This window comes from Mumia quercus (assembly GCF_025506335.1).
GTDB classification, from domain to species: domain Bacteria; phylum Actinomycetota; class Actinomycetes; order Propionibacteriales; family Nocardioidaceae; genus Mumia; species Mumia quercus.
This window is the reverse complement of record NZ_JANZYO010000006.1, coordinates 270,602-289,173: the sequence shown is the minus strand read 5'-3', so window position 1 is coordinate 289,173 and position 18,572 is coordinate 270,602. Positions and strand designations below refer to the sequence as shown.

Sequence of the window (18,572 nt, the reverse complement as noted above, 5' to 3'; positions counted from 1 at the left end):
TCACCGATCCGGCAACGCTTTTGTCCGCAGACGAGGAGCGTGCGTGATGTCGCTGGAGGACTTCCCCCGCTATCCGCTGCTCTTCGGACCGAGCCCGGTCCACCGGCTCGACCGCCTGACTGCCCACCTCGGCGGCGCACAGATCTGGGCGAAGCGCGAGGACTGCAGCTCGGGGCTCGCGTACGGCGGGAACAAGACGCGCAAGCTCGAATACCTGGTGCCTGACATTGTGGAGCAGGGCGCCGACACTCTCGTGACGCTCGGCGGCTACCAGTCCAACCACACGCGTCAGGTCGCCGCGGTCGCCGCCCATCTCGGCCTCGAGGCCGTCCTCGTGCAGGAGCGTTGGGTCGACTGGCCTGATCCCCTCAACGACCGGGTCGGTAACATCATGCTGTCGCGGATCATGGGCGCGGAGGTGCGTCTCGACCCCGCGGGCTTCGGCATCGGCATCAAGAGCAGCTGGGAGCAGGCGCTCGAGGACGTCCGCCGACGCGGCGGCACGCCGTACGGCATCCCCGCCGGCGCGTCGGACCACCGGCTCGGCGGGTTGGGGTTCGCACGCTGGGCGGCGGAGGTCCGGCAGCATGAGCAGGAGCTCGGCGTCTTCTTCGACACGATCGTCGTCTGTGCCGTCACCGGCTCCACCCAGGCCGGCATGATCGCCGGCTTCGCCCTGCAGGACCGCCCGCGCCGCGTGATCGGCGTCGACGCCTCGGCGGAGATCGAGGCGACGAGGTCACAGGTCGCCCGCATCGCCCGCAGCACCGCAGACCTCCTCGGTCTTCGACGCGACCTCACCGACGACGAGATCACCGTCCTCGAAGGGTGGGCAGGTGAGCGCTACGGCGTTCCCGTGGAGTCGACACTCGCCGCGATCAGGCTCACCGGCCGCCTGGAAGGCGTGATCCTCGACCCGGTGTACGAGGGGAAGTCGATGGCCGGCCTCGTCGACCTGGTGACGAACGGGGACATCCCCGCGGAGTCGAACGTGCTCTACGCCCATCTCGGAGGGCAACCCGCGCTCAACGCCTACAGCGCCCTGTTCACCGACTGAGGCGGGCGCGCGTCACCAGGGCGACGGCTCGTAGTCCTTCACGAAGCACCCGTACAGGTCCTCACCGCGCTCGCCCCGCACGATCGGGTCGTACACGCGGGCGGCCCCGTCGACCAGGTCGAGCGGCGCGTGCCATCCCTCGGCGGCGATTCGCAGCTTCTCCTGGTGCGGTCGCTCGTCGGTGATCCAGCCCGTGTCGACGGCGGTCATGAGGATCTTGTCGGTCTCGAACATCTCGCCGGCGCTCGTCCGGGTCATCATGTTGAGCGCCGCCTTGGCCATGTTCGTGTGCGGATGCCCGGCGCCCTTGTAGCGCCGGGAGAACTGCCCCTCCATCGCCGAGACGTTGACGACGTACGCCCGCCGCGCGCCCGCCTGGACGGCCGCGCGCATCGCCGGGCGGAGGCGGGAGACCAGCAGGAACGGTGCGATCGCGTTGCAGAGCTGGACCTCGAGGAGCTCGAGCGGGTCGACCTGGTCGACGACCTGCGTCCACGAGTTCGTCGTCTGGAGGTCCGGCAGCAGGCCACCGGCGTCGACGGCGGTCCCGTCGAGGTGGGCGGCCAGGGACGCCGATCCTGCCTGGAGGGCCAGCGCCGTCATCGACGCGGCCGTGTGCGCGGCGGCGGCGACCTCGCGCGACTCGCCCTCGTGGTGGGCGACCGCGGCGGCAGACAGGGCACCGGCGATCGCGGCCGGGTGCGCTTCGGAGATGCCGTCGAAGGAGACCATCTCGGGGAGCGCGACGTGCGTCGGCAGCGGGGCGTCCTCGCCCTCGACCAGCTGCGCGTACGCCCCCGGCGTGCGCCGCACGGTCTGGCAGGCGTTGTTGATCAGGATGTCGAGCGGGCCGTCGGCGGCCACGTCGTCGGCGAGGCTGACGACCTGTGCCGGGTCACGCAGATCGATCCCCACGACCTTGAGCCGGTGAAGCCACTCCCCCGAGTCCTCCATCGAGGAGAACCGGCGTACCGCGTCCTTGGGGAAGCGGGTGGTGATCGTCGTGTGCGCGCCGTCGCGGAGCAGCCGCAACGCGATGTACATGCCGATCTTTGCCCGGCCGCCGGTCAGCAGCGCACGCCTGCCCGTGAGGTCGGTGCGCTGGTCACGCTTGGCGTGGGACATCGCCGCGCAGCGCGGGCACAGCCAGTGGTAGAAGGCGTCGACGAGGGTGAAGTCCTCCTTGCAGATGTAGCAGCCGCGCGCGGTGATCAGCTCACCGGCGAAGGCGCCGGCCGCCTGCGAGACGAGCGGGATGCCGGCCGTCTCGTCGTCGATGCGCATCGGAGACCCGGTCGCCGTCTTCTCGATGATCTCCTGGTCGTGGCGCTGCCGTTCCTGGCGGATCTCCTGGCGGCGCGCCTTCTTGATCAGCTTGTACATGAACGACGCCTCCCGCTTGACCGTCCGGAGGTCCGGGTGGTCGGGGTGGAGCGTGGGGAGCTGCCGAAGGACCTTGAGGGTGGTCGCGAGGTCGTCGGGGTCAATGCCGGGCTGATCGTGCACCCCGGGATCGTACGTGGCGGACGGTACGCCCCCCGGCGGCAGGTGTGCCGGCGGCTCGATCCGGGTGTGCACGCGACCAGCGCGGATGGCGCTCGTCGGTCAGGTGACGGGGACGAGCTCGGACACCTGCCACGTACCGTCACGCACCTCGGTGCGCGGTCGGTAGAGGCGGACCAGGAAGTTCCACCCGGCCGGAGTGGGGATCACGTTCGTGACGTCGGCGCCGAAGTCGCCGAACCGCACCGTCACCGAACCGTCCTCGTCCGCGACGGCCGTGATGTTGTTGAGGGTGTAGGAGTCACGGTCGTTCTTGACGAAGAAGCCCTTCGCGTCGTAGACGGAGATCGACCAGAAGCCGTCGACGGGGACATCCCTCATCGTGAGCTCGAAGGGCCCCTCCCCAGGCGGCTGGACTCCGACGTACATCGCCTCCGAGGTGGGCAGGCCGCCCCAGCCGGCGGCCGCGCCGAGCAGGTGGCGGACCGGGTCGACGTCCTCGGGACGGCCGAACATCCGGTCGAACCCGGTGAGGCCGCTCGCCAGCTGGAGAAGGGCGTCCCGGGTGGCGTCAAAGCTGGCGCGGTCGTAGTCGGCCATGGTGAAGGGTTCGGCGGACCCCGCCTCGAGCACCACCGCGTCCTGCAGCCGGTTGACCTCGGCGACGTCGTCGGGGTTCTGGGAGTCCACGAGGATCCGGATGGCCACTGCGGCATAGCGACTGCCCACATCGGCCTGGGTCAGCCGGTGAGTCCCCGCATCGTGCAGCACCAGGGGGACGAAGTGCCCTTCGTTGACGATCATCGCCGACAGGTAACGCTCCCCGCAGTCGGGCAGGGTCAGCGTCGCGTCCTGGGCCAGGTCGACCACCGCGAAGCTGTAGAGGGTGTCCCGGTTGAGCCGCACCACGAGCTGGTTGTCGATCGGCGAGGGCTCCCTGACGTGCGAGAACGTATTGACCGCGCCTGCCTCGGCCTGCAGGTCATGGAACATGCGCGCGTTCTCGGCCTCGACGAAGTTGTCGACATTCACCTGCACGGACATTCGGCTCCTCCTGAGCATTTTCGGGTGCTCATCGTCCCAGTCCTCAGGCGTGCGTGGGGGGTCGACGTCGTACGGCGCGGCGGATGACCGAGCCGGGCTTCGACGCGAGCAGCGGGTCGAAGTCCTCGCTCACCGGAGTCAGCTTGCTCTCGTCCACGAAGACCGCACCGTCGCGCACCTCCTGCGCCAGGTCACGGCCGAGGACAGCGCCCGCCGTGCCCATGCCGCCGCACATCGTGGCGTTGATGCCGAAGAGGTGCTCCGTGCTGTTGCCGGCAAGGAACAGGCCCGGAATGTGGGTGGTGACCCGCGGTCGGAACGGGCCGAGGTTCTTCAGCAGCGGCGCGATGCCGTAGCAGCTCCCGTCTGAGGTGAGGGTGAAGCGTTCCTGCGTGATCGGCGTGGAAGCCTCGCAGAACACCATGCGCTGCCGGATGTCGGGGATCATCAGCTCGGCGGTGTCCAGCACGCGCTGGGTGAGCTCGTCCTTGAGCTGCAGGTAACGCTCGTCACGCCCGTAGCTGCCGCCGTCGGCCGGTCCGGTCTTGACGTTCCAGAACGCGTACTCCTTGGGCGCCCAGCTGACCAGCTCCAAGGTCGAGTACCCCGGCGGCGCCGAGTGCGTCCCCTGCGGGTCCTTGGCCGTGGGACAGCTGATGCCGACGGGCATCCTGTCGGGGCAACGGCCGGCCGCCACCTCGCGGTAGTAGCCGTCGATGTCGTTGGTCGGCCACACCCAGGCCAGCGGCGGGGTGTCTCGCTCGCGCAGGTCCACGTCGAGTGCGACGTAGACGGCGAACATCGGCAGCGTCATCTCGAGGTTCTTCAACCGCCGGCGCAGCCGCCGGGTCAGGTGCTCGTCGCCGACGAGCTCCGCCCACGTCTTCTTGAAGTCGGCCGCCGACACGACGACGTCGCAGCGGATCTCCTCACCACCGCGTACCCGCACGCCGACCGCGCGTCCGTCCTCGATCAGGATCTTCGCGACCCGCGTCTTGGTCCGGACCTTCCCGCCGTGGGTCTGGATCACGTCGGTGAGGTGCGCGCCGATCATCTGTCCGCCGCCACGGGGGTAGTACGCACCCGCCTGGAGGTAGTGGTCGAGGAACCCGGCGTGGAACGCCGCCGGCGTGCGGTGCGGCGGCCACGTGTAGTCGCCGTTCTCCGCGAGGATCACCGCCTGCGCGTCTGCGCTCAGCCCGCACGCCTTCATCAGCGTGGTGATCGGCCGCAGACCCCAGCGGAGCAGGGCGAACGGACGCTTGAACCGGCGGTCGTTCGTGGCGATCCCGCGCATGATCGTGACGCAGCGACGCAACCCGGCCTCCTCGTCAGGGAAGGCGGCGATCAGGCGCTCGAGGTAGGTGTCCCACCCGGTCGGCGTCTGGAAGGTGGTGCCCGGGACCATGATCTGGCAGTGCCCCTCCGGGCGCTGACGCAGCCACTTGATCCGCTCGGTCAAGGCCAGACCGGAGAGCGTGGTCTGCATCCGGCCGCCCGGACCGCACTCGCCCACGTAGTGCGTGCCGACGTCGAACTCGAACTTGTTGCCAGCTCGGCGGAAGACCTGGGTGCTCCCGCCGACGACCTGATTGGCCTCAAGCACCAGCACACGCTTGCCGTTGGCCGCCAGGTACGCAGCGGTCGTCAGGCCTCCAGGGCCAGCCCCCACGACCACGGCGTCCCAGACCTCGGGTTCAGTCTCGCTCGTGGGCGTCGGAGGCGGCGCGGTCTGTGTCATCGGAGGATCACTTTCGGGACGAGATCTAGAGTGAGACTCTAGTTAACTCGATCCGAGGTCCTCGCGCCGCGTCAACCCGTCAAGAAGGGCCACTCCCGCCTCCGTCGCCGCCTGCTCGACGCGCTCCGACGGGAGCCTCAACGCGTCGCGGCGCAACGTCAGCGCCGCGACACCGTTCCAGGCGCCGAACAGCATGTACGACAGGAGCTCCGGATCGACTCGACGGATCGCACCTGCCTCCACGGCCTCGCGGATGCTCTGCTCGAACTCCTGCCGCAGCTCGGTGAAGCGCGCGACGACCTCCTCCTCGACGGGGCTGCGAGGACCACGCTCCCCAGTGACCGTGAGGTAGCGCAGCAGGGCAGGGTGATCGAGAAGGAGCCTCAGGTACGCGATGCCGACGCCGGCAAAGCGCTCGAGCGGGGGCGCCTGAGATGCGTACGCCGACCGCAGCGCGTCCGTCGCCACGGCCAGCACCCGCTCGGCCACGGCCGCCAGCAAGCCGTCCTTCGTGCCGAAGTGGACGTACACCGAGGCCGGCGAGATTCCCGCCTGCGCGGCGACGTCCTCGATCCTGATCTCCTCGGGCGCTCGCTCCGACAGCAGCTGCTCGGCCGCCTCGAGCAGGAGCGTACGTGTGCGCTCCCGGCGGCGTGACCCGCGGGCCGCAGGCGTCTGGGCATCCGTCACGAGGAACCACCCTAGGCCCGACCCCAGCCATGGTTGGTCGAGTAGCGGGCGAGGCGCTGACCCGGTGGTCTCGATACGCCCGCGCCCAGCGGCTCGGCCTACTCGACCACCCACAACGCCTTGCCGGTCGAGTAGGGCGGAGCGCCAGCGGAGCCCGTATCGAGACCTGGACGAGGGTCCCGATACGCCCTCGCCCAGCGGCTCGGGCTACTCGACCACCCACAACGCCTTGCCGGTCGAGTAGGGCGGAGCGCCAGCGGAGCCCGTATCGAGACCTGGACGAGGGTCCCGATACGCCCTCGCCCAGCGGCTCGGGCTACTCGACCACCTGCACGTCACCGAAATGCATCAGGCCCGGATCCCTGAGGGATCCGGGCCTGATCTTTGTAGCGGGGGCAGGATTTGAACCTGCGACCTCTGGACGAGATCGGCTCGTCGCGAGTGCTACGGAGTCGGGCCGGAAAGTACCGATTCCTTCGGTGTGGTGAGGGATTCGCCCTCGCTTCCGAACTCAGGATACCCGCTTGGTGCGGACTCGAGCGGGTTCAATCTGGACACTAAATGGACCTCGATCGAGTCCGGCCGGGAACGGACCACCCGCACCCGTTGGCGGCGGGAGGACGCCGCGCTCGTGGCCCTGAAGGCTGGCCATCGAAGCACGTTGCTCGGTAACCTCATCTCATCAGACGGAGACATACACGCTCCGAACCGGGCCGAGCGACTTCAGCCGCGAACCCATGATGCCGGGCTGGATATAAGCCAGCTGAGCACGCGTCCCAAGGAACGGTCGCCGTGCTCGACTGCTCGAAGAACGCCTATCCAAGCCAGTGGGCCGCGGAACGCGCCCTGCATGCGATTCAGGCATCCCGCCGGTTCCATGGTCGAAAGGCTCCAACGGGGTCCTACTGGTGCGGCCTCTGCAAAGCCTGGCACCTGACCTCGAAGTCGAAGAGTCAAACTCCGAGCTGGAGCAGAGAGAAGCGCCCCGGCCGCATGGGATAGGCAGTCGCGCCGGTGAGACGCAGCGTTGAACTCGATCCGGGGGTGGCTACTGCTCGGGCTCATAGACGCGCAACATGATCCCGTCGCGCTCGGCAAGCTCGTCCGTGTCGACGTAGGTGATTGACCCTCCACCTACGTCCTCGAACGGCATCGGTTCGCCGAGCGCCGGATAGTACGTCACCTCGCCGTCGGCAGGTCCACCGCGCAGAATCACGTTCGGCTTGTTGTTCATGCCATCGATGCTAGAAGTAGTCACTCTCCAAGTCCCGATGGGCTTCAGCGGCGGAATGGGTCACGCTCGTACAGCGCGATTCGCCGCAGATGTGGAGAAGAGTAGGCGGCCGAATCGCGGCTGCTGGAGTCCGGGACGGTACACGTGCACGACGATTACCTCTCGCCTTGACCCTGCCGGGGGCTGCAGCCGGTGGGCGACGCGCTAGGAGTCGCGGCGCGTGTGTACGCCGAGATCGACGAGCTTCGCGTGTCATGGCATCTTGCAAGATGGGAGGCTTTACAAGACACGGGTTGTGTTACCGGGCGCCGGGGTGGCGGGCAGTGAAGACTTGCGCAACCGACGCGGGAGCACTACTGCGGCGACGGCGTGCCCGAAGCGTCGGCAGGCGGCGCTGGGGCATCCCCGTCGTCAGACGCCTCGTCGTCGGGCGACCGCGTCATGCTCCACAGTGGCACGATCACCAATCTCACGCACAGCCACCAGACGTAGAGCGACGATGCGCTCCACGCTTGGTTGTCGTCAAGGAGCCCATGGGCGGTGTTGTGCCGCAGGTTGGGCCCATGCTGGTCGACCAGCATTGCCTGGAGTTCGAACTGCAGGGACTCGCCCAGGATCTGCGCTGTCTCCGACATTGCGAGCAGCGAGGGCAGGCTCTTCTCCGACTCCACGCCGTAGGAGTCGACAAACAGTGTGTGCACGCCTCGCCGCTTGAGGACTCCGCGCACCAGTTGTTCCATCTGGGGGATCAGGACGGCTGCAGCGGAGGCGAAGTCGCCGTTCAGGCCGTGGCGGAGGCCGCGGGCCCAGAGGTCCTCGTGTCCTGGCGGCACGAGGGGGGACTCGACGCAGACGCGCTGCAGGAAGCCCAGGTCGTACCGGTGCTCGAAAGTCACAACCTCGTGTGCAGGGATGATGAAGCCGGTGGCCACGATCCCGGCGGTCATCTGGAGGCCCCGGATCATGTCCGATTGGATGGCCGCTTCTGCGTGGTCAAGGGCGCCGTCGGAAGAGGCGACCTTCCGCCCATCAGAGCTGTAGGTGACGTTGCCGAGTAGGTGCCGAAGCGAGCCCTCAGCAAGTTCTTCGGCCTGCGCGCGTGCGCGTGCAACGTCCGTGAGCGGGTAGATGGTCGCCATGGCCACTAGGGCGTCGAACTTGGCGAGACCGGATACCCGGCGCCGGGTCTCAGCGACCGCTTCGGTGAGGTCGATGGGGTCGGTCGTGATCCGCATCATGGATTCCAGTGCGTGTTCGCGGCTGTCGTCCAAACGCTGCCGCAGGTCCTTGAGCCGTTGGTCGTGTCCTTGTTGGAGCCGGTAGCTGCGCGGAAGCGTTCGCAGTGTCGCGATCGCCTTCTCGAGAAAGTGGTCGGCAGCGAGCGCTGCCCCACTGCCGGCTGCCAAGCGTTCTTCGGCCTCCGCGACGTACAGCTCGGCGACGCGCTCCACGGACGCGTGCAGGCCCCCTTGGTCGTCCACCGTCGCCAGCCATTGCTGGGCCGTACGCTCCAGGTGCCGTGACAGGCGGGCCTTGTCCTCAGCGGCGTCAGCGGCGTCAGCGGCGTCAGCGGCGAGTTCAACGAACTTCGCGGCCAAGGCGGTGCGTTCAGCTGCCTCCATAGTGGCGCATCGCTTCAGGATGTCGGACATGTCGCACAGCACGAACCCGTCGCTCAGGTCACCGCTGAGGACGCGAGCGAGGAGAGTGTCGCTCATCTCCTGGAGCCTCGCCAGTTCCGCACGACCGCGTCGGCGCGCGAGCTCGACTGCGCGTTGCCACTCGGTGTGTCCGGTTCGGTGCCAGGTGTCGGGCTCTAGAGAGGCGGCGCGGTACGAGTCGATTGCCAGTCCGAGCATGGTGTGATCTGAGCGGTCGGCCATCCAAAGGACATCTGCGAGCCTTGCTCGCATGGGCCGCTGTTCGACCAGCGGGAGCGTACGGCGCAGCAGGTCCAGCTGCGTCCCGTTGAGATCGTCAGGCAGCGCGGAGCGTTGGCCGTCCCACATCATCATCGGCTTGAACGGCTCATCCCAGTCTTCGGGGCGCAGCATCGCCGACGTCGCTAGGTGCAAGGCGGTCAGGAGTTCGCTTTGGAGGCTGCCAGCGGGGGCGACCTTCGCGAGGTCCGCGATTCGCATGCTGGCGAGTTCAACAACGCGTCGCGGCCCGTCATCATCGGCATCGGCAAACGCGTCCGCCCACCAGGACGGGTCGATGCTCGACTCCTCCAAACTCATGCGAACCCCCTGTGCAGAAAGTGGGAAGCCACCTTAAGTGAGCGATGCCGGCGTTGCATCCGCAAAGAATTGGGAAGGGTGGCGCTGGGCCGTCAGCCGCTGGCCAAGCCGCCCCATCCACCGGGGTAGTGCCGCGAGCGACAAGCTGCGGCGAGTACCAGAGACAACACCGGCCCTGTTGGAGCGCCCGAGAGAGCCTGCGCGCTCTGCACATCCCACGGTTCGAACTCCACCCGGGGCACCGGCCACACGTCGGCGCCGCCCCGAGCCCACCGGGCCTTCTCCTCGTCGGCGCTTGCGGCCTCGGGGACGATTCGGAGCGCGTTGAGGTTGTCGCGCACCGCGTCGTACAACTCCTTCTCTCTAAGGTGAAGGGCGAGATCGAGCACGGCGGTCGCGAGGTAACTGGATGTTCGGCGGTCCATCGTGGTGCTCGCCAGCGAGCCCGCGAGCAAGCGCTCGGCAGTCGTCTCCTCGTCCTCGGCGAGAGAGGCCAGGCCCAGGCCGGCCAGGTCCTCGTCGTACCGATCGAGCACCCACTGGGCCACTCGACCCAGGTAGGACTTGGCTGCCTCCGGGTCAAAGGTTCCGAGCATGACGGTGACCGCGACGATCGAGGGGGCGAACAGGTCACCGGGGGGTCGGGCAGCACCGGGTTGGTCAACGAAGGTACGCAGCACCTCTTGGAATCGGGCTGCGGCGTCTTCGTCCTCGACGTCCCGCGCCAGCGCCAGCCCGAGGGCAAGAGCCTCGGCCACCCGGCAACAGATCACCGGGTACGTCAGCAAGGCCAGCTGCCCCACCGTGTGCCGGACGAAGTCGAGCGGATCCTTCAGCAAGGGCTCGGCCTGGTCACAGATCTGTGAGGCCAACCCGAGGAGCAGTCTCTTCGCCGCCGACTTCGCGTTGTCGGAAGCAGCCGGGTCCTGCTCGATCGCCCGGATCAACTGCAGCCCGACACTCAGCGCAAGATCGAGACGCTTGGTCCGCAGCAACGCGTTCACGAGGATCGCGGCCTCGACCGCCGCGCGCGAGGCGCTGCCCGCGTCCGGGAGCCAGCGCCGTGTGTACACCTCGATGCGCCGATCCGTGATGCCGCCGTCCATGACGGCGGTCAGCGTCCCCATCAGGTCAGCCTGCACCCTCTCCCCGGCTACGCCGACGACCGGGTCGTCGCAGAGCCACTCAACGATGTCGGACCTCTCCCAGATCTCAAGGTCCGCAAGACCACGGGCCTCGACAGACTTGCGGTACTCGGTGACGTCGGCCGGGGCTGCACCCTTGAGGCGGCCAGTGGTTACCAGCACCGCGACGCGTGGAAGGTCCGCGTCGAACGACGGGTGCCCGATGGTGTTGTACTCGCACTCCTCTAACTGCGGGCGAACCGCTCGCCACTCGGGCTGACCGATGTCCCCCGCCTTGGACTGGATGACGTACTGCCTCGTTTCGCCCGTGTCCGCGTCGGTCTTCTTAGCCAGCACGTCCTTCCCGAACTCGAACGCACCGTGGATGAAGTGAATGTCCGTGAAGCCACGCGCGCCGAGCACCGCCAACAGTGGGCCGTCGAACTCGCGCTCGGTGAGGGTGTCAAGGAAGGTCCCGACGACGTCGCGAAGCAAGCCACTCCTCCCTTCGGCGGTCCAGGATCGCGTTGATGCGCGCTTCCTGTTCGGGCGTTGGTTGCTTGTCGCGCAGTTTCTCCATCTGGTCGGGGTGCATAACGATCGTGAGGTTGGGGCGGCCCTCCTCGTCGAAGGTCGTGTCAATGGTCTCCAGGGCGTCGGCGAAGACGTCGAAGAAGTCGCGGCCCGAGGCGTCGAGGGTGTTGCCGTACTCCTCGGTGACGGCCGAGATGTGCTCCAGCATGCCGCGGACCATCTGACCGCCCATGGCGTCGGCCAGAGCATGCAGATCTGCCAGAAACTGGTCCAAGTTGAAGGCGGCCACGTCCTCGATCGACACCGTCCACTCGTGCCGGACGGCCATGGGGCGGTACAGCGACGATGCCTCGCTCGGGAGCGGAGCGCCCTCGGGCTGCGGTGGTGGCCCCTCAGCCAGTTCGCTGCGCGTCACCTGAGCCAGCAGCGGGTGGAGAGCGCGGGCCATCTCCCTGGATGCCTCGCTGAACCAGCGCACCCCGCCGATTTCGTACTCACGCGGCATGACCCACGGCTCGTCTGGCCGGTGGTCCGCCGAGTGCTCGCTGTCCATGTCGCCCATCTTGTCCGACGCCACCGACAGTCTCCAGGACGATCTTGTCGGGGCGTGCCCGCCGAAGGGGAAGCGACTCCTCAGGCGATCTGTGGGTGGCGAGTCATTCTGGGCGATGTGACGCACCCGTCGGCATGTCCGTGAAAGCCCGCGCCGACTCGCGGAGTGGGTCGCCTCAGATGGAAGGAAGCGGCACGGCTCTGGCGCCCGTTTTCGATCACCTACCGGCTGCGCTCATGGTTGCATCCGGTCATTGACCCAGGCCCAGTCGATCCGCTCCTGTTCCAGTCGCACCTTGGGCCCGAGGACGTCGCCAACGAGGTCGGCATAGAGCTCGCGTTCGGTCGTAGTCAGGCGGCGCAGCGACGAGGTTGCGGGCCGGTCGTCGGTCACCCAGCGGTCGCGGTGGGCCAACAGCGTTTGTAGATCCATCAGGATCGAGCGGGTTTGCGGCAGCCATGCGCGGAGTCGGTCGAGGATGGCGAAACCATGTGTGTCGATGTCGCCCCAGTAGACGACGTCGGCGTTCGCAAGCCACGGCAGCCGGCCGACTCGGTCGACCTCGAAGCCTTTGCCCCAGATGACGACCCCGTCGTCAGGGACATCGACGCTCAGGTAGGTGATTTCGTTCTCGATGACGACGGCGACGCGAGGGGTGATCGGGAGTTGGGCAAGCTCTGCGGAGCGCAACGCCACTTCGGTGACTTGCGGCGGTAGCCCGAGTCCTGGCGCCGGTCGGATGCGGACGAGCTCGGGTTTCGCTCGCAGGCCTAGATCTGCCAGGAACCCTGCTGCCGCGCCTGACACCCCGAGGATGGCTGCGAGCACGGAGCGATGGTGTTCGGCGAACTTGGTGTCGACGCCCGGAGCACTGATCTCACGCAAGTACCGGTTGGAGCCCCGGTGCCCGTTGAGCCATTCGTATGCGGCGACGATCCTCGCCATCTCGCCGCTGAGGTCGAGTGCCCGGTGCGGGTGTGCGACCGTCCAGTCTCGGACGGCGGGATGCCCGCCCACGGTCGTCAGGATTCGATCGAAGCACGCCACTTTGTCGGCGACGCCCAGGAGCGCCCAAGCTTGGGGATACGTCGCGACGATGGCACGGACGGGTATCTGGTTGCGACCGATGTGACGCCCTCCGATGGTCTGCCACGTCAGTGTGTAGCGGCGATCATTGCGACGCCCGACGTCGAGTTGGTCGATCCAGGCCCGTACCGCTGACAGGTCGTCGCCGATTTCGGATGCCTTGGGACCTCGCAGGGGCACGTCGATGACATCGAACTCCAGCGCCTGGGCGTAGGAGCGAAGGAGAGTGCCGTCGTCCCATCGCCGGCGGACCTTCGCAACGACATCCGCGGGTGTAGACCACGACCTACTCATGTCGGAGGACTCATGTCTGACGTCCGTCCCGACGCGTGCGGTACTCCTCGATCGTCATCGTCTGCAGCTGTGACGAGGTTCCGGTCGGATTGGCGACGAATCCGATGGCGCTGACGTAGGGCTCGATGACATGGATCTTTTGAAGCGGCGTGACGACGAGGACCTGCAGACCGAGCTTGGCGAACAGGTCGAGCGCGTATCGGGCGGAGTCCTCCGATCCGCGCCCGAAGGCCTCGTCGATGACGGCGAATCGGAAGTCCTTGGACTTGACTGCACCCCACTCCAGGCCGAACTGGTAGGCGAGCGATGCGGCGAGGATGGTGTAGGCGAGCTTCTCCTTCTGTCCGCCGGACTTTCCGTCGGAGTCGCTGTAGTGCTCCCACTCATCGTGCGTCTCGAGGTCGCGCTCGGAAGCGGAGAACACGAACCAGTTCCGTACGTCGGTTACCCGCCTGGTCCATGTCTTGTCCGCGTCGGCATACCCGTCCCGGCCGCGGAATCGTTCGATGATCCGCTTGACGTCGAGGAAGCGTTGCTCGGAGTACTGGTCCCCGTCGGCTGCGAGGCTGTCGTTGGTCAGGTTGCGCAACTCCGCACGGAACTGCACGATCTCCTGGCTCGTAGTCGGTTCCTTCTCTAGCTTGATGTAGCGGCCGGGGTTGTAGGGCACCGCACCGAGGGCGTCGTTGATGCGGTCGACCCGTTCGTCGATGGCGGCGGCCTGCCGGTTCAGCCAGTTGTTGAATCCGGCGAGCTCCTGGATTGCGTTCTTGTTGAGCTGTTCCTTGAACTCGTCTTCGAACCTCGGCAGGTCGTCGGTGGCGACCCGCTCCCGGAATGCGAGAAACTCAGCTCGCGACTCGACGCTGGCATCGAGGTCTGCACGCAGCTCGGGCCAGCGCCGCAGCACTTCACTCATGTACTGAACCAGGCTCTGGCCGAAGCCGCCCAGCTCGCGTCCGAGATGCTCGATCTGCTTGGACAGCTCGTCGGAGAGCGCCGACTCGACGGGAGCGCACTGTTCGGCGCGGGTGGGCAGACTTGAGCCGAGGCGGTCGGTGAGTGCGGCATAGGCCGTCCGCGCGAGGTCGAGGTCATCCTCGCTTTGGTCTGCGATGAGCTCGTCGTCGCGTTGCTTGTCTCGTTGGGCTTGTTCGTGTGCTCGGGCGGTGGCCTTCAGGTCCCCGGCGAGGTCCTCGATTCGCGCGGCGACCACGCCTGATTGGTCGGTGTTGAGTTGCATCGCCTTGGTGATCTCCGCGATGCGGGAGGAGCCTGACTCGATGCGCTTGCGCTCGTCGTCGTGCGAGTTCGCTCGTGCTCTTGCCTCGTCGGCGTCGAGTTCCTCCCAGGACCGGAATCCCTCCAATCGCGCAATGGCTTCGCGCCGCGCCTGGACGCGTTCACGGTTCCTGTCGACCTCGGCGTAGTCCTGTGCGGCCTGTGCCCGTCCGGCTTCGAGTTCGTCGACCTCTGCCCGCAGTGCGGCGATCTTGCGCTCGTTGGCCCACCCGAGCACCCAGCGCCGAGGGTCGTCGACGCGGTGGCGATCGTCCTTGTCGTGGCGCTCGCCGGAACGGACCTGTCCTTCGCGCGTGACGGACTTCCGCGCGGATCGAAATTCCTCGAGGGTCGCGGCGCATGTGTAGTCGGCGCGTCTGGCGAGCTCGTTGGCGAGGTAGTTGCCGAACGGACCGTCCTTGACTTCGATGCAGTCGGCCAGGAGGAGCGCGCCGGAGGAGCTGGGCTGGATCGGCAGCCGTCGGTCTGGGACTCGTTCATAGGTGAGGCGCGCGCCCACTAGCCGGTCGCCGCGTCCGCGGACGGTGAGGCGACGCGCGTTCACCCAGGCTGCGACTGCGTCGTAGTGGCCTTGCGGGACGAGTAGGGAGAGCGCGAAACCTCTCAGGACGCGCTCGGCGGCGCCACGCCACTCGGTGTGCTCCTCGTGAATGTCGAGGAGTTCGCCCGCGTAGGGCAGGTCGTCCGGGGTGAGGGCGAGGTCGTCGCACAGTTGAGCACGGATGTCGACCTGCTCGGAGGGAAGGTTGCTGGTCCGTTGCTCCAGGCTGCCAAGCTCTGCGGCCACGAGATCGCGGCGCTTCTCGAAGTCCTTCTCGCGCGCAATCGCCGCGGCCCCTGCCGAGTCGAGTTCCCGCTTCTGGGCGATGAGACGGGGTCGCTCGTCGGCAGCGAGGGACGTGAGTGTGGCGAAGGCATCTGGTCCGTCGATTGCATCGAACCCGGCTTCGGAGACGGCAGTGTCGAAGCGGAGGCGGTTCTGGTGGCGTTGTTCAGCCTGGGAGCGCGCCTCTCTCGCGAGTCGCTCCAACTCGCCGATGCGGTCGCCTCCAGCCTTCGCGCGTTCCTCGATCAGCACCTCGCGCTGGTCGGTCAGGCGTTGCTGCTGGCCACGTGCCTCGCGCTGTCCGTGTTGCAGTCGATTGACCTCGACGTCGAGTCGAGCAAGCTCGTCCGCGAGGAGATTCGCGCGGAGTTCGGCGGTGAAGAGCCGGACCGCGCGTCGCTCGCTCTCGGCGGTGCCTCGTTCGGCCAGGGTGGCGTCGTACTTCTGGACGGTGGTGACGACGGGCTCAAGTGCTTCGAGTTGTTCGCGGGCGCGTTTGACCGCGTCGTGGGCCTTGGTGAGGTCGTCGAAGTGGCTGATCATGTCGCGGACCCGGTCGCCTGAGTCGCTCGGTTCGAGCATGTGGTCGCGGACGAAGTCGTTGAGGTTGCCGACCGACTTCATGGAGACCGTCTGGTGGAAGAGTTCGAGGGCTTGGTCGGAGCGAACCCCCAGGTGTCTCTTGAGTGAGACGGCGTACTTCGGGAACTCGTCGAAGATCTCGGCTCCGGATGCGCGCAGGCGCTTGCGCAGGTCGCGCAGATCCGTCCCGAAGTCGGCGAAGTCTGTGGTGATCGACAACGCCTTTTGGGCCGTGACGAAGAAGCGATAGGGCTGGCCCGCCGAGTCGCGTTGCTGGAAGACCTGGGCGAGGGTGACGGTCTCGTCGTATCCGTCGTTGGCGAAGACGCCGACGATCACCGAGTAGGTTCGCCCGCCAGTTCGCAGGCCGATCGGGCGTGACCTGCCGGTCGACTCGTTGCGTTCGGACTTGAAGTGGCCCTCGACGTAGGAGCGGAGCGTGCGTTCGCGCGCATCGGCGCCTGCTGCCTTGTTGTAGGCGATCCGATGGGCGGGCATGAGAAGGGTTGTCAATGCGTCGACCAGGGTGGACTTGCCCGAGCCGATGTCACCGGTGAGGAGGGCTGTCTCGCCGTCAGCGGTGAAGCGCCAGACGTGGCCGTCGAACGTTCCCCAGTTGAAGACCTCGAGGTGCTGGAGTCGGTAGCCGGCCCGCCCGGGGCTTGCCAGTTCGGTGCGGGAGAAGAGGCCGTCAGCCATCGGAGGCCACCGTGCCTGCGTATTCGCGGAGCTTGCTGGCGAAGTCCGCCAGCGTCTGGGCGTCGACGTACGCCTTGAGGATGCGCCGGACTTCCCAGTGGTCGCTGTGCCCACGCAGCAGGCGTAGGAAGCCCAGCTCAGCAGCCTTCTTGATGGTGGTCTCAACGTTGTCGACGATGCGTGCTTCGTTGGTCGACTCTGCTTGGAAGAGTCTGAGCATCTCGGTGATCTGCTCGGTGGTGAGCACCAGGCGTCCTTCGCCCCCTGCCGTCTCGAACTCGACGAGGCGTTTGCGCAGGAGGACCAGCAGCAGGCTGACCGGGTAGGTCAGAGATCGGCGACGCACGAGTCTCGGCAGTGGATCATCCTCGCCCTCTTCGTCCGGCTTGGTGCGGAGGTAGGCATAGCCCTCGTCCTCATCGATGACGACGTCGACCCCGATGGTCGCGAAGTGATCACGGACGCTGGCTCCGGCACGTTCCAGAGTGCGCCAGGTGTCCTCGTCTGCTTCGCGGTAGATCACGCCCTGCATCAGTCGGATGATGGCGCTGGCGACCGCTCGTTCGTCGCTCATCGTCGCTTCACCGTGACCTTCGGCAGTCGTGCGCGGTTGGCTTTCTCGGGGTCTTCCGGGTTGGGGTAGTCGAGGATCGTGACGTCGCTGTCGTCCATCTCGATGTCGACCTCGTCGTCGGCAAGCGCTAGGTAGCTGACGATCTCGGCCGCGCCGTGCTCAACGGGATACATCGCCACGATGTCGGACAGGAGGGCGGTCGAATGTGCAGGCAGGACGGCGCGGATGTTGTCCAGAAGCCGGGTCTGGTCGATGAACGTCTGGGCGAACAGCACATCGGAGTCGACTTCGGCGACCGTGGGTGGGATGAGGCTTTCCACTTCGGCGGCTGCGGGCGGGGTGTAGAGCGGCCGTTCGAAGGGCAGAGCGATCGCGATGCCGGGTTCGTCCACGGTGAGCCCGTGGGCGGGCGGGTTGTCCCGGACGGATAGCGCGGCGCTCTCGACGTCGCGGACGAGGTCAAGCACCCGTCGGTTCTCCAACCACACTTGATCATCCAGGAATCGCCGCAGCTGTTCGGAGATCTGGCGGACGGTTCTTTGTGCTCGTTCGGCTGCCTCCGACCATTCGTGGTGGACGCCTTTCACCCGCCGATCGGCGTCGACGGCGTCGAGGCCGGTGACCCGATCGAGCAGGTCGGTCAGTTCCTGCTGTCGTGACGCGGAGAGGAGGAAGTCGTGGAAGGCCTGGAAGCTGTGCCCTTGGTCTGAGTTGGTGATCTCCGAGCGACTGCCGACGAGTTCGTTCAGCAGCTCGCCTTTGGCGTCGTCCCAGGTCGCAATCCGTTCCCGGGCTGCGCGGTCCAGGCGACGGAAGTTCTCCTCGACCTCACGAAAGTCGGACAGCAGCTCGCGGGCGGTGGTGGTGAACTGTTGGAAGCGATCGCGCACGCTCGCAGGTGCGAGCAGTGGCAGTTCGCCGCTCTCGACGGCTGCGATCTCCGCGTCGAGCTCGTCGCGTCGGCGACGTAGTTCGGTCAGGCGGCGCTGCGGGTCGTTGTCGGTGCCGTGCACGATCTGCCGCAACAGCTCGACGGCCGTGTGCAGTCGGGACTCGGTGGCGACGAATGGGCGAGTCTTCAAGGACTCGACCCATGCGTATGCCTTCTCAAAGGCAGGGGTGATCTCGTAGTGCACCTCATCGTCGCCGGCCGGGTAGAAGCGGCGCAGGTAGCCAGCGTCGGGTGCCGCCCAGTCCTCCAGGTAGGTCTTGGGCGGCTTGGGGTATCGCGGTTCACCGCTGTCAGTGTGGATGGCGGCATTCAGGGAGTAGAGGTGGTCGTCGAGTGCAGCCGCGAGCTCGCTGGCGGCACAGGCTCCGCGGTTGCCTTCGACGAAGAAGTGGCCGAGGAACGACAGGATGAGGCTTGCATTGCCCGCACGCAGAAGTCGCCATGCGGCGTGCTTCTCTCGTAGTGCGTCGATCGCCTCGTACTCCACGACGCAAGCCTAGAGAGGGGCGGCGACAGTTTCCCGGTTTGGGGCCGACG

Annotated in this window: 13 protein-coding genes; 1 reads left to right on the top strand and 12 read right to left on the bottom strand. The window is 67.1% G+C overall.

Going from position 1 to position 18,572, the window contains the following annotated elements:
• Nucleotides 1-46 precede the first annotated feature (46 nt).
• Nucleotides 47-1,057, top strand: a complete 1,011-nt coding sequence (locus NYZ95_RS15900; RefSeq protein WP_262852442.1) for a 1-aminocyclopropane-1-carboxylate deaminase — start codon at nucleotides 47-49, stop codon at nucleotides 1,055-1,057.
• Between the two features lie 12 nt (nucleotides 1,058-1,069).
• On the opposite strand, the gene NYZ95_RS15895 is transcribed toward NYZ95_RS15900, so the two are convergent.
• The 12 genes from NYZ95_RS15895 to NYZ95_RS15840 form a co-directional block, all read right to left on the bottom strand.
• The gene (locus tag NYZ95_RS15895) at nucleotides 1,070-2,563 is read right to left on the bottom strand and encodes an SDR family NAD(P)-dependent oxidoreductase (protein WP_262852302.1); all 1,494 of its coding nucleotides are present in this window, start codon (nucleotides 2,561-2,563) and stop codon (nucleotides 1,070-1,072) included.
• Between the two features lie 99 nt (nucleotides 2,564-2,662).
• Complete coding sequence (locus NYZ95_RS15890) at nucleotides 2,663-3,604, bottom strand: DUF1214 domain-containing protein (protein WP_262852301.1); 942 nt, start codon at nucleotides 3,602-3,604, stop codon at nucleotides 2,663-2,665.
• 43 nt (nucleotides 3,605-3,647) lie between these two features.
• Nucleotides 3,648-5,345, bottom strand: a complete 1,698-nt coding sequence (locus tag NYZ95_RS15885) for a phytoene desaturase family protein (protein ID WP_262852300.1) — start codon at nucleotides 5,343-5,345, stop codon at nucleotides 3,648-3,650.
• 42 nt (nucleotides 5,346-5,387) lie between these two features.
• On the bottom strand, nucleotides 5,388-6,035 hold the full coding sequence (locus NYZ95_RS15880; RefSeq protein ID WP_262852299.1) for a TetR/AcrR family transcriptional regulator: 648 nt from the start codon (nucleotides 6,033-6,035) through the stop codon (nucleotides 5,388-5,390).
• Between the two features lie 1,048 nt (nucleotides 6,036-7,083).
• Nucleotides 7,084-7,269 (bottom strand): hypothetical protein, encoded by a 186-nt coding sequence (locus tag NYZ95_RS15875; protein ID WP_262852298.1) that lies wholly within the window; start codon nucleotides 7,267-7,269, stop codon nucleotides 7,084-7,086.
• A 353-nt stretch (nucleotides 7,270-7,622) separates the two neighbouring features.
• Complete coding sequence (locus tag NYZ95_RS15870; protein WP_262852297.1) at nucleotides 7,623-9,509, bottom strand: DUF7380 domain-containing protein; 1,887 nt, start codon at nucleotides 9,507-9,509, stop codon at nucleotides 7,623-7,625.
• Nucleotides 9,510-9,601: 92 nt separating this feature from the next.
• A complete protein-coding gene (locus NYZ95_RS15865) occupies nucleotides 9,602-11,128 on the bottom strand; it encodes a PDDEXK family nuclease (protein WP_262852296.1) in 1,527 nt (508 codons plus the stop codon).
• A complete protein-coding gene (locus tag NYZ95_RS15860) occupies nucleotides 11,097-11,720 on the bottom strand; it encodes a phage major capsid protein (RefSeq protein ID WP_262852295.1) in 624 nt (207 codons plus the stop codon). The genes NYZ95_RS15865 and NYZ95_RS15860 overlap by 32 nt, the downstream gene beginning before the upstream one ends.
• Before the next feature lie 234 nt (nucleotides 11,721-11,954).
• Nucleotides 11,955-13,100 carry a Wadjet anti-phage system protein JetD domain-containing protein gene (locus tag NYZ95_RS15855; protein WP_262852294.1) on the bottom strand — a complete coding sequence of 382 codons (1,146 nt, stop codon included), beginning with the start codon at nucleotides 13,098-13,100 and terminating at the stop codon, nucleotides 11,955-11,957.
• 10 nt (nucleotides 13,101-13,110) lie between these two features.
• Nucleotides 13,111-16,509: an ATP-binding protein gene (locus tag NYZ95_RS15850; protein WP_262852293.1), complete on the bottom strand. Its 3,399-nt coding sequence runs from the start codon at nucleotides 16,507-16,509 to the stop codon at nucleotides 13,111-13,113.
• Nucleotides 16,502-17,083: a DUF4194 domain-containing protein gene (locus NYZ95_RS15845; protein ID WP_262852292.1), complete on the bottom strand. Its 582-nt coding sequence runs from the start codon at nucleotides 17,081-17,083 to the stop codon at nucleotides 16,502-16,504. The genes NYZ95_RS15850 and NYZ95_RS15845 overlap by 8 nt, the downstream gene beginning before the upstream one ends.
• Nucleotides 17,080-18,522 (bottom strand): DUF3375 domain-containing protein, encoded by a 1,443-nt coding sequence (locus NYZ95_RS15840; RefSeq protein ID WP_262852291.1) that lies wholly within the window; start codon nucleotides 18,520-18,522, stop codon nucleotides 17,080-17,082. Before NYZ95_RS15840 ends, NYZ95_RS15845 begins: the two co-directional genes overlap by 4 nt.
• Nucleotides 18,523-18,572 lie beyond the last annotated feature (50 nt).

What these genes read in the sequence shown, in the direction of transcription:
- NYZ95_RS15845 (WP_262852292.1), bottom strand. Translation starts at nt 17,083, where the DNA reads ATGAGCGACGAACGAGCGGTCGCCAGCGCCATCATCCGACTGATGCAG.
- NYZ95_RS15860 (WP_262852295.1), bottom strand. Translation starts at nt 11,720, where the DNA reads ATGGACAGCGAGCACTCGGCGGACCACCGGCCAGACGAGCCGTGGGTC.
- NYZ95_RS15900 (WP_262852442.1), top strand. Translation starts at nt 47, where the DNA reads ATGTCGCTGGAGGACTTCCCCCGCTATCCGCTGCTCTTCGGACCGAGC.
- NYZ95_RS15850 (WP_262852293.1), bottom strand. Translation starts at nt 16,509, where the DNA reads ATGGCTGACGGCCTCTTCTCCCGCACCGAACTGGCAAGCCCCGGGCGG.
- NYZ95_RS15875 (WP_262852298.1), bottom strand. Translation starts at nt 7,269, where the DNA reads ATGAACAACAAGCCGAACGTGATTCTGCGCGGTGGACCTGCCGACGGC.
- NYZ95_RS15855 (WP_262852294.1), bottom strand. Translation starts at nt 13,100, where the DNA reads ATGAGTAGGTCGTGGTCTACACCCGCGGATGTCGTTGCGAAGGTCCGC.
- NYZ95_RS15890 (WP_262852301.1), bottom strand. Translation starts at nt 3,604, where the DNA reads ATGTCCGTGCAGGTGAATGTCGACAACTTCGTCGAGGCCGAGAACGCG.
- NYZ95_RS15870 (WP_262852297.1), bottom strand. Translation starts at nt 9,509, where the DNA reads ATGAGTTTGGAGGAGTCGAGCATCGACCCGTCCTGGTGGGCGGACGCG.
- NYZ95_RS15885 (WP_262852300.1), bottom strand. Translation starts at nt 5,345, where the DNA reads ATGACACAGACCGCGCCGCCTCCGACGCCCACGAGCGAGACTGAACCC.